The sequence below is a fragment of the Streptomyces venezuelae genome (assembly GCF_008642295.1).
Classification (GTDB): Bacteria; Actinomycetota; Actinomycetes; order Streptomycetales; family Streptomycetaceae; genus Streptomyces; species Streptomyces venezuelae_C.
In genome coordinates this window covers 1597627-1607264 of sequence record NZ_CP029190.1, presented here as the reverse complement: position 1 = coordinate 1607264, position 9638 = coordinate 1597627, and the positions used below count along the sequence as shown (strand labels likewise).

Below are 9638 nucleotides of genomic sequence, written 5' to 3'. Positions count from 1 at the left end.
GCCGTCGTCAGAAGTCCGCCGTCAGGGACAGGTCGATCTCGTCGTCGCTCATGTCCGCGATCAGGGCGACCAGCTGGCGTTCCACCTCCACCGCCAGCCGCTCCACCGTCGGGTGGTCGAACAGGTCCCGTACCTGGACCGGGCAGTCGAACGCGGCCCGCAGCCGGGACGCGACGGCCACCGCGCGCAGGGAGTGCCCGCCGAGGGCGAAGAAGTCGTCCCGGATGCCGACCTCCGGCAGCCCGAGCACCTCGGCCCAGATCTGGGCCGTCACCACCTCGGTGGGGGTGCGCGGCGGCACGGACTCCGCCGCCGCCGGCAGTTCCGGATCCGGCAGGGCAGCCGCATCGAGCTTGCCCTGCACCGTCCGCGGCAGCTCGTCCAGCAGGACGAACGCCGCGGGGACCATGTAACCCGGCAGCACGGACGCGCAGTGCGCGGCCAGCGCCTCCGCGGTCAGCCCCGCCCCCTGCCCGGCCGCGTACCCGACCAGCGCCCGGTCCCCGCGGAGCTCGCGCACCAGCACGGCCGCCGCATGCACCCCCGGGTACTGCTCCAGTACGGATTCCACCTCGCCGAGTTCGATGCGGAACCCGCGGATCTTGACCTGGTGGTCGGTCCGGCCGAGGAAGTCCAGCTCCCCCGAGGGCAGCCGGCGGACGATGTCGCCCGTACGGTACAGCCGGCCGCCGCCACCCCCGGCACCGCCGAAGGGGTCCGGGATGAAGCGTTCCGCGGTCAGCGCCGGCTGCCCCAGGTAGCCGCGGGCCAACTCCGGTCCGCCGACCAGGAGTTCACCCGGCACCCCGACCGGCACCAGCCGGTCGTGCGCGTCCACCACATACGTCCGGCGCGCCCCCCAGGCCCGGCCGATCGGCACCCGCCCCTCGACCGGCCCGGTCACCAGATAGGAGCTGGCCGAGATGACCGTCTCCGTCGGCCCGTAGGTGTTCTGGAACGGTACGTCCGGCAGGTGTGCGAACCAGCGGGCCAGCGGCGCCGACGGCAGGGTCTCACCGCCGGTGACGGCCAGCCGCAGGCTCTTCAGATCGCCCGCCACCCCGTCGAGCCGCGCAATGATCTCCTCCCAGTACGACGGGGTGGCCTCCATGACGGTCACCCCCTCCGCCCGCACCTGTGCGGCGAGTTCCTCCACCGTCCACACCTCGTCGGGCCGGATCACCACCGCGGCACCCGCACCGAGCGCGGGCAGGATCTGCTCCAGCGAGGCGTCGAAGGAGAACGAGGCCAGGTTCATCACCCGGTCCGCGGCGGTGATGCCGAACTGCTCCCGCGCGGCCAGCGCATGCGCGGCCATTGCATGGTGTTCCACCCCGACCGCCTTGGGGCGGCCGGTGGAACCCGAGGTGAAGATCACGCAGGCGAGTTCCCGCGGATCGGGTACGTGCCGCGGCGCGTCGGGCGCCGGCCGTACCGTGTCGACGGACACCACCGGCACCCCGAGCCCGGCCGCCCGCTCCGCCGTGCCCGCATCGGCGACCACGCAGCGGACCCCGGCCCGTTCGACCATGTACCGCAGCCGGTCCACCGGAAGCTGAGGGTCCAGCGGCACGTACACGCCGCCCGCCCGCCAGACCGCGGCCATCGCCGCCACCGACCGCACCCCGCGCCGCAGGCACACCCCCACCGGCACCTCCGGGCCCGCCCCGGCCCCGGTCAGCGCCAGGGCCAGGCCACCGGTCAGGGCGTCCAGTTCGCCGTACCGCAGGGAGTCCTCCCCGCACACCAGCGCCACCGCATCCGGATCGTCACCGCAGACCTCGAACGGCGGCACCTCCGCCACCTGTCCGCCGGACCCGGGCCCGGACTCGTACCCGCCGCCCGGCTGCGCGGTCAGCTCCTCGTACTCGGCGGCCGACAGCAGCTCCAGACGCCCCACCGGGGTCGACGGATCGGCCAGCACCGACTCCAGCAGCCGGCCCACATGCCCGGCGAACCGGGTGACCGTCGCCGCGTCGAACAGATCGCTCGCGTACTCCACGTTCAGCGCGAACCGGTCGGGATACAGCAGGAAGGTGGCCGTCATGTCGAACTTGGCCGACCCCCACGGCAGCAGGAAGTGCTCCACCTCCAGCCCCTCCACCCGCGGACCGCCGGTCGCGGACTCCTGTACGTCGAACATCACCTGGAACAGCGGGTTCCGGGACGGGTCCCGCTCCGGCCGCAGCTGCTCCACCAGCCGCTCGAACGGCACCTCCTGGTGGTCGAAGGCCCCCAGCACCGACTCCCGCACCCGGCCCAGGAACTCCTCGAAGGAGGGCTCACCGGACAGATCGGAGCGCAGCACCACGGTGTTCACCAGCAGCCCCACCAGCCGCTCCAGCTCCAGCTGTCCGCGGCCCGCCACCGGCGTGCCCACCGCCACGTCCTCCTGTCCCGACCAGCGGGACAGCACGAGCTGGGTCACCGCCAGCAGGACCGTGAACCGGCTCACCCCGTACCGGCGGGCCAGCTCGCCCAGCCCGGCCGCCAGCTCCGGCGCCAGGTCCAGCTCGACCGCGGCGCCCCGGCCCGACCAGCCGGCCGGCCGCGGCCGGTCCGTGGGCAGCTCCAGCACCGGAACCCCGGCGAGGGTCTGCTCCCAGTACTCCAGCTGCCGGTCCAGCACCCCGCCGGCGGCCAGCCGGTCGCGCTGCCACACGGCGAAGTCCCCGTACTGCACCGGCACGGGCGGCAGTTCCGGCTCCCGGCCGGCCAGCCGGGCCCGGTAGCCCTCGGCCAGCTCCCCGATCAGGATGTCCTTGGACCAGCCGTCGGTGGCCACGTGGTGGAAGGCGATGACCGACACATGGTCCTCCGGCCCCAGCTCCCACACCCCGGCCCGCAGCAGCGGCGGCGCGGCCAGGTCGAACCGGCGGGTGGCGAAGGCCACCGCCTGCTCCCGGACCAGGTCCAGCCGGCCCGTCTCGCCCCCGGCCGCCGGCTCGGCGGCCCCTGCCGCCGGCACCGTATGCCACTCCACCGGCAGGCCCAGCCCGCCGACCACCCGCTGGACGGGCCGCCCGTCCACCTCCACCAAGGCGGTCCGCAGCGCCTCGTGCCGGGACACCAGCGCATCGAGGGCGCCCTGCCAGGCCTCCCGGTCCAGGCCGCCGCGCATCCGCCAGGAGAACCACAGCACGTACTCGTCGCCGACATCGGACATCCGGTCCAGGAACCACATCCGCTCCTGGGCGAAGGACAGCGGCAGCGGACCGGACCGGTCCACCGGCACCACCGTGGCCGCACCGGCTTCCCGGGCCGCGGCCACCAGCGGGCCGAACAGCCGGATCCGCGGGTTCTCGAACAGCGTGCGCAGCTCAACCTCCCGGCCGAGGCGCTCGGCGATCCGGGACACCGCCATGGTGGCGAGCAGCGAATGCCCGCCCAGGTCGAAGAACCCGTCGTCGATCCCGACCCGGTCCACGCCCAGCACCTCGGCCCAGATCTCGGCGACCACCCGCTCGGTCTCGTCGCGCGGCGCGACGAACTCCGCACCGCCCACCGCCCGGTCCCGGTCGCGGTCCCCGGCCGCCACGGCGGGCAGGGCCTGCCGGTCGAGCTTGCCCGAGGCGTTCACCGGCAGGGCGTCCAGGGCCACGAAGTCCGCGGGCACCGCGTAGTGCGGCAGCCGGTCCGCGCACCAGGCCCGCAGCACGGCCGCCTCGACTCCGCCGTCCGCGCCCGGGACCACGTATCCGGCGAGGCTCTGCCCGCCCTGGGCATCCACCCCGACCGCCACGGCGGCGGCCACCACTCCGGGGCACTCCCGCAGCACCGCCTCCACCTCGCCCAGCTCGATCCGGAAACCGCGGATCTTGACCTGGTCGTCGGTCCGGCCGAGGAACTCCAGTTCCCCGGAGGGCAGTCGCCGGACCAGGTCCCCGGTCCGGTAGAGCCGGCCGCCGGCTTCCGCGCCGTACGGATCGGGTACGAACCGCTGCGCGGTCATGGCCGGCTGCCCGAGATAGCCGCGGGCCAGCTCCGGCCCGCCGATCAGCAGCTCGCCGGGCACTCCTTCGGGCACCAGCTCGCCGTACGCGTCCACCACGTACGCCCGGCGCCCGCCCAGCGGGCGGCCGATCGGCACCGGGCCGCCGTCGGCCGGGCCGGCCGTGTGGGTGGTGGCGGTGACGGTCGTCTCGGTCGGACCGTACGCATTGCACACGCGCGCCTGCGGTACCGCTGCCTGCCAGGCCGCCAGTGCCCCGGCCGGCACGGACTCGCCGCCGAGGATCAGCAGGCGGAGGGAGGCGAGTGCGGGGGCGGTGCGGTCGTCGAGGGCGTGGGCGAGCTCGGCCCAGTAGGTCGGCGGCAGGTTCAGCACGGTGATGCCGTGCTGCCGGACCTCCTCGGCGATCCGGCCGGGCAGCCACTGCTCGTCCGGGCGGACCACCACGGTGGCCCCGCAGCCCAGCGCGGTGAGCAGCTGGTCGAAGGAGGCGTCGAAGCAGAAGGAGGAGAACGCCAGCACCCGGTCGGCGGCGGTCACCCCGAACTCCGCCCGGGCGGCGGCGACATGCGCGTCCAGTGCCCGGTGCTCGACGCCGACGGCCTTGGGCCGCCCGGTGGACCCGGAGGTGAAGATCACATACGCCAGCTCCTCGGGCGCGGCCCGATGCCATGCGGTGGCCCCGCCGGCCGACACGGCGCCACCCTCGGCCGCCGCGGCTCCGCTGGCGTGACCGCCCCCGACCGCCGCGCCCGGCCCGCCGGCGCCGCCGTCAACCGTTGCGGGCACGCCCGCACTCGCGGCGCCTGCGCCGGCCGCGTCGGCACCGGTGCCCGAGTCGGCCACACCGGCCGCGCCGGTGGCCCCTGCGGTGCCTGCGCCTGCGGCGCTGGCCGCTGCCGCGGCGCCCGTTCGGGCGGGCCCGGCCGCACCGACGGCACCGGTGCCCGTACCCGCGTCCGCGGTGCTCGCGCCGCCGGCGGCGGTCATGGACTCCGGCAGGAGGGTGGCCGGGCCGAGGGTGGTGGCCAGGGCGGTCGTGTCGGGGTCCGTCAGGACCAGGGCGACTCCTGCTTCGGCCGTCATGAAGCGGAGGCGGTCCTGCGGGAGCTGGCGGTCCAGGGGGACGAAGACGCCGCCCGCCCGCCACACCGCGGCCATCGCCGCCACCGCCGGTATCCCGCGCCGCATGCACACCCCGACCGGGGTGCCCGGGGTCACGCCCGCCGCCACCAGCCGGGCCGCCAGCGCGCCGGTCAGGGCGTCCAGCTCGGCGTACCGCAGGGACTCGTCCCCGCAGACCAGCGCCACCGCATCCGCCTGGCCCGAGATCTCGAACGGCGGCGCCGCGGCCGACGACGTGGCGGTCGGCGACGTGGCGGTCGGCCCGCCGGCCAGCGCGATCAGCCGGCTCCGCTCGCCGCCAGGCAACGGCGCGATCCGCGCCGCGAGTTCGGCCACCGGCCGGTCCGGCTCGGCCACCACCGCCCGCAGCAGCCCCACGTACCCCTCGGTGAACTGCCGCATGGTGTCCGCGTCGAACAGCGCCGTCGCGTACTGGAGCCGTGCCGCGATGCCGCCGTCCGCGGCCAGGCCCAGGTCCAGGAACACGTCCAGCGGGGTCCCGCGCAGCGGGGTCCGGACCAGCGCCACGTCCAGGCCGTCCAGCCGGGCCGGCTCCGGAACCGTGTTGAGCAGGGTGAACGAGGCCTGGGCGAGCGGGTGCCGGGACAGGTCCCGCTCCGCCCCCACCGCGCCGACCACCCGGTCGAACGGCGCCTCGAAGTGCGAGAAGTCCTGGAGTGCGCGCCCCCGGACCCGGCCCAGCAGCTCGGCGAAACTCGGCTCCCCGGACAGGTCCGTGCGCAGCACGATGGTGTTCACGAACGGCCCGATGACCCCGGCCACCTCGGCCTGGCCGCGGTCGGCCAGCGTGGTGCAGACCGCGATGTCGGACCGGCCGGAGTAGCGGGCCAGCAGCGCCTGGTACACCGACAGCAGCAGCATGTACCGGGTCGCACGGTGCTCACGGGCCACCCGGTCGACCTCGCCGACCAGCTCGGCCGGCAGGTGGAACCGGACCACGTCCCCGGAGCCGTCCCAGAACTCCGGCCGGGGCCGGTCCGCGGGCAGGGCGAGCGGGGACACCCCGGTCAGCCGGTCCCGCCAGTACCCCAGCAGCCGCTCCATCCGCGGCCCGGTCAGCCGCTCCGCCTCGGCCCGGGCCACTTGCGCGTACTGCAGGGCCGGCGCCGCCGGCTCCTCGCCGCGGTATCCGGCGGCCAGTTCGCGCAGCAGTACGTCCCAGGACCAGCCGTCCACGGCGATGTGGTGCACCACGATCAGCAGCAGGTGCTCGCCGGTGCCGAGCCGGGCCAGCGTGACCCGCATCGGGTGCTCGGTCGCCAGGTCCAGCGGCCGGTCCAGTTCCCGGTCGAAGAGCTCCTCCGCGTCCGCCGCCTCGGCCCGCTCCACCACCAGGGCGCCCGGCGGATCCACCCGCGGTACCGGCTCCCCGTCGACCTGCACGAACCGGGTGCGCAGCACCTCGTGCCGGTCCACGATGCCCGCCAGAGCGCGTTCGAGCGCCGGGACGTCGAGCGTGCCGCGGATGCGCAGGGCCAGGGGAAGCAGGGAGTCGGCGGAACCCCCGGCGAGCTGGTCAAGGAACCACAGCCTCCGCTGTGCGAACGATGCCACCCGGTCAACCATCACTGTGCCCCTCCAAGCGCGGCGTGTTTTCCTCAACCCTGCTGGCTGCGGAGGCGGCCCAGTAGGGAAGAAGACGCAGCGGCGCGCGCGGAAGAACGCGCAACGGCGTGGCGGCGGGCGCGCGCCGGCCGCCACGCCCCGGCGGTGCCGTGGCCCCCACGGCGGCCTCCACCGGCCCGCCGCCGCGCTGGCCCTGCCGCGGCCGTGCCGGCTTGGGGCCGTGCCGGCTTGGGGCCGTGCTACGCGCCCGCCGTACCGGCCGGCCGCCGCACCGGGGCGCCGTGGCCCACAGGGCGGCTTCCACCGGCCCGCCGCCGTGCCGGCCTGGCGCCGTGTTACGCGCCCGCCGTACCGGCCGGCCGCCGCACCGGGGCGCCGTGGCCCACAGGGCGGCTTCCACCGGCCTGCGGCCGTGCCGGCTTGGGGCTGTACCGGCCTGCGGCCGTATCGGCCCGCCGCCGTGCCGGCTTGGGGTCGTATCGGCCTGCGGCCGTGCCGGCTTGGGGCGGTGCCGGCTTGGGGCCGTGCCGGCCTGCGGCCGTATCGGCCCGCGGCAGTACCGGCCGCCGCCGGGCCACGCTCCCGCCGGGCCACGCCCCCGCCGGGCGGCGGCATCGCCGCCACCGCACCGCTACGCCTCGTCCACCGCCACGAACCGCAGTTCGGAGGTGAAGGTGTTCCCCTCCCCGTCGGTCAGCCACGACTGCTCGGGACTCGGCAGCATCTCCGTGATCACGGCCCGCCCGTCCGGGTCCTTGCGGGCCAATCTGCGCAGCGCCTTGGCGAGGATGTTGACGTACACCGGGCTGTCGAAGTCCACGTAGAACGGCCGGGTCTCGGTCGGCAGCACCACGAACACAAAGCGCGGCAGCCGGTGTTGTTCGCGCCACTGCCGGGCCCGGACGAACCGGCGGGCCTCGTCCTTCTCCTCGGCGAAGGAGATGTCCGCGGCCGGCAGCCGCCAGGTCTCGCGGGCCACGACGAGCCGGTCCACGGTCACCCGCGGGGCGTGCGCGGCCTCCTCGGGCAGGATCTGGAACAGGTCCATGGCCAGGGTGGTCAACACATGGGAGAACACGTCCACCGCGGCGAACTCGGCCCCGTCGGGCAGCACCACCACCAGCTCCCCGCCGCGTTCGGTGACCGCGACGTCGGCACTGAGCACGGTGCGGGGCCGCCCGGGATCGGAGGTGAAGTCGACCAGGGCCACGTAGTAGTCCTCGTCGCGGACCAGGGTGTGCCGGATCCGGGCCGAGAGCCGGGACCGGTGTTCCTTGGGCAGCAGCGGCATCAGCCGCGGGCCGGGGTGGTCGCGGCCGGTGAGGCCGAGCAGTTCCCCCGGTTCGGGATGCTGGTTGACGAACAGGGAGGCGCCCAGGGTGTTGGCCGCCATGTGCAGCTCGCCGAGGACCAGTTCGAAGTCACCGCGGGCCACGGCCTCCGCCCCGGTCGCGGCGATCATGATGTCGGGGCTGAGATACCGTGCGGCCGTCCAGCCCGCAGTCCCGTTGCCACCCCCGTTGCCACCCCCGTCCCCGTCGCCCGCCCGCCCGCCGAACCGTTCGGCGACCGGGCCGGCGATCTCGGCCGCCGACAGCCGGACCCGCCGGGCATCCGGCGGTGCCGCCAGGACGGACTCCCAGCGCCGCCGGAACTCCCGCTGGAGCGCCGCGGCATCCTCCCGCGCGGCCCCGTGCAGGATCGGCATACAGGCGAACCAGAACGCGGCCAGATCGACCGGGCCCTGCGCGGCCAGCCGGGCGTACACCTCCTTCGCCCGGCCCATCACCCGTTCCGCCAGCCGGGCCGTGAGCCAGCCCGCACTGGTGAGCAGCGGTTCCAGCGGGGCCAGCGCCTCGTGTACGGCGGCGCCCACGGTGGCCGTCGCCGCCCGCCGGCAGTCGGAGTACACCAGCGCCCGGCAGGGCGCCGTGCCGGCCGACTTCTCCCGTACGGCCGCGGTCTCGGTGAGCGCGGTGAACTCGCCCTCCAGGGCGGTGAGGGCGGCGACCAGCTCGTCGGCCCCCTCGGCGGCGGCCACCCGGGCCCGGCCGCTTTCCAGTGCGTCCAGCGCCGCCAGCCCGGGCCGCCTCAGGTCCGCATCGCCGACCCGGTCGAGCCAGGCCCGCAGAAAGCGCTCCGGCCGGGCGTCGGCGGGTATCTCCAGCCGCCACACCGCCCAGCGGCGGGCCACCAGGTCCTCCAGTACGGCGGACACGTCGACGGCGGGCAGCGCGGCACGGATCTCCCGCGCGGTCCTGACCCCGTCGCACAGCCCGAGGACGGCGGCGGCCCCGTCGGACACCTCGGCGGCCGGCCGGCCCGGGACCGTCACCTCTGTGCCGGAAAGGCGTACGAACGGCACCCGGCGCGGCGCCACCCAGTCCCGCAGCGCCGGGTCGGAGCCGATGCTCGCGGCGAGTGCGTCGATGGCCCAGGAGGCGAAGTACACCTCCGAGCCGGCGATCAGCCCCCGGCCGGGGTCGACCGTCACCCCGGCCGCGCTCAGGTCCCAGCGGCCCCAGCCGACCGGGCCGAAGAAGCCGATGGTGTCGTTCTTCACGCAGAACCGCTGCCAGTAGTGGGCGACGAGCTCCTCGCGCTGGCGCGGCATGCTGGTCCGGCCGGCGGCGGTCGGGGTCCAGTTGAGGAACGGGGTGATCCCCGACTGGAGGACCGGGCGGTTCTGCCAGGCCACCGCCTCCCGGAAGGCCGGCATCCGTGCGATGTCCTGAAGGGTGTGCGCGGTCTCCACGGCGGCCTCGGCGAACAGGCCGGTGAAGTCCCGCCAGCCGTCCCCGTCGAGCTGCTCGCCCGGTTCGAACTTGTCGGCGGCCGAGGCCAGCCCGTCGGGGGCCAGCCGCAGCACCCCCGGGGCCGGGAAGCCGGCCCCGCGCAGCGCAAACTGCTCCCAGAGCCGCCAGCGCCCGCCGGGCAGCCGTACGTCGTCGGTGTCGGTGTCGGTCATGGCGGG

Annotated in this window: 2 protein-coding genes; both read right to left on the bottom strand. The window is 75.6% G+C overall.

The window, feature by feature from the left end; translation table 11 throughout:
- Positions 1-7: 7 nt before the first annotated feature.
- Positions 8-6652, bottom strand: coding sequence for a non-ribosomal peptide synthetase (locus tag DEJ50_RS35175; protein WP_190344329.1), 6645 nt, complete (start codon positions 6650-6652; stop codon positions 8-10).
- A 643-nt stretch (positions 6653-7295) separates the two neighbouring features.
- Positions 7296-9632, bottom strand: coding sequence for a lantibiotic dehydratase (locus DEJ50_RS06985; protein WP_150206717.1), 2337 nt, complete (start codon positions 9630-9632; stop codon positions 7296-7298).
- Positions 9633-9638: the final 6 nt, after the last annotated feature.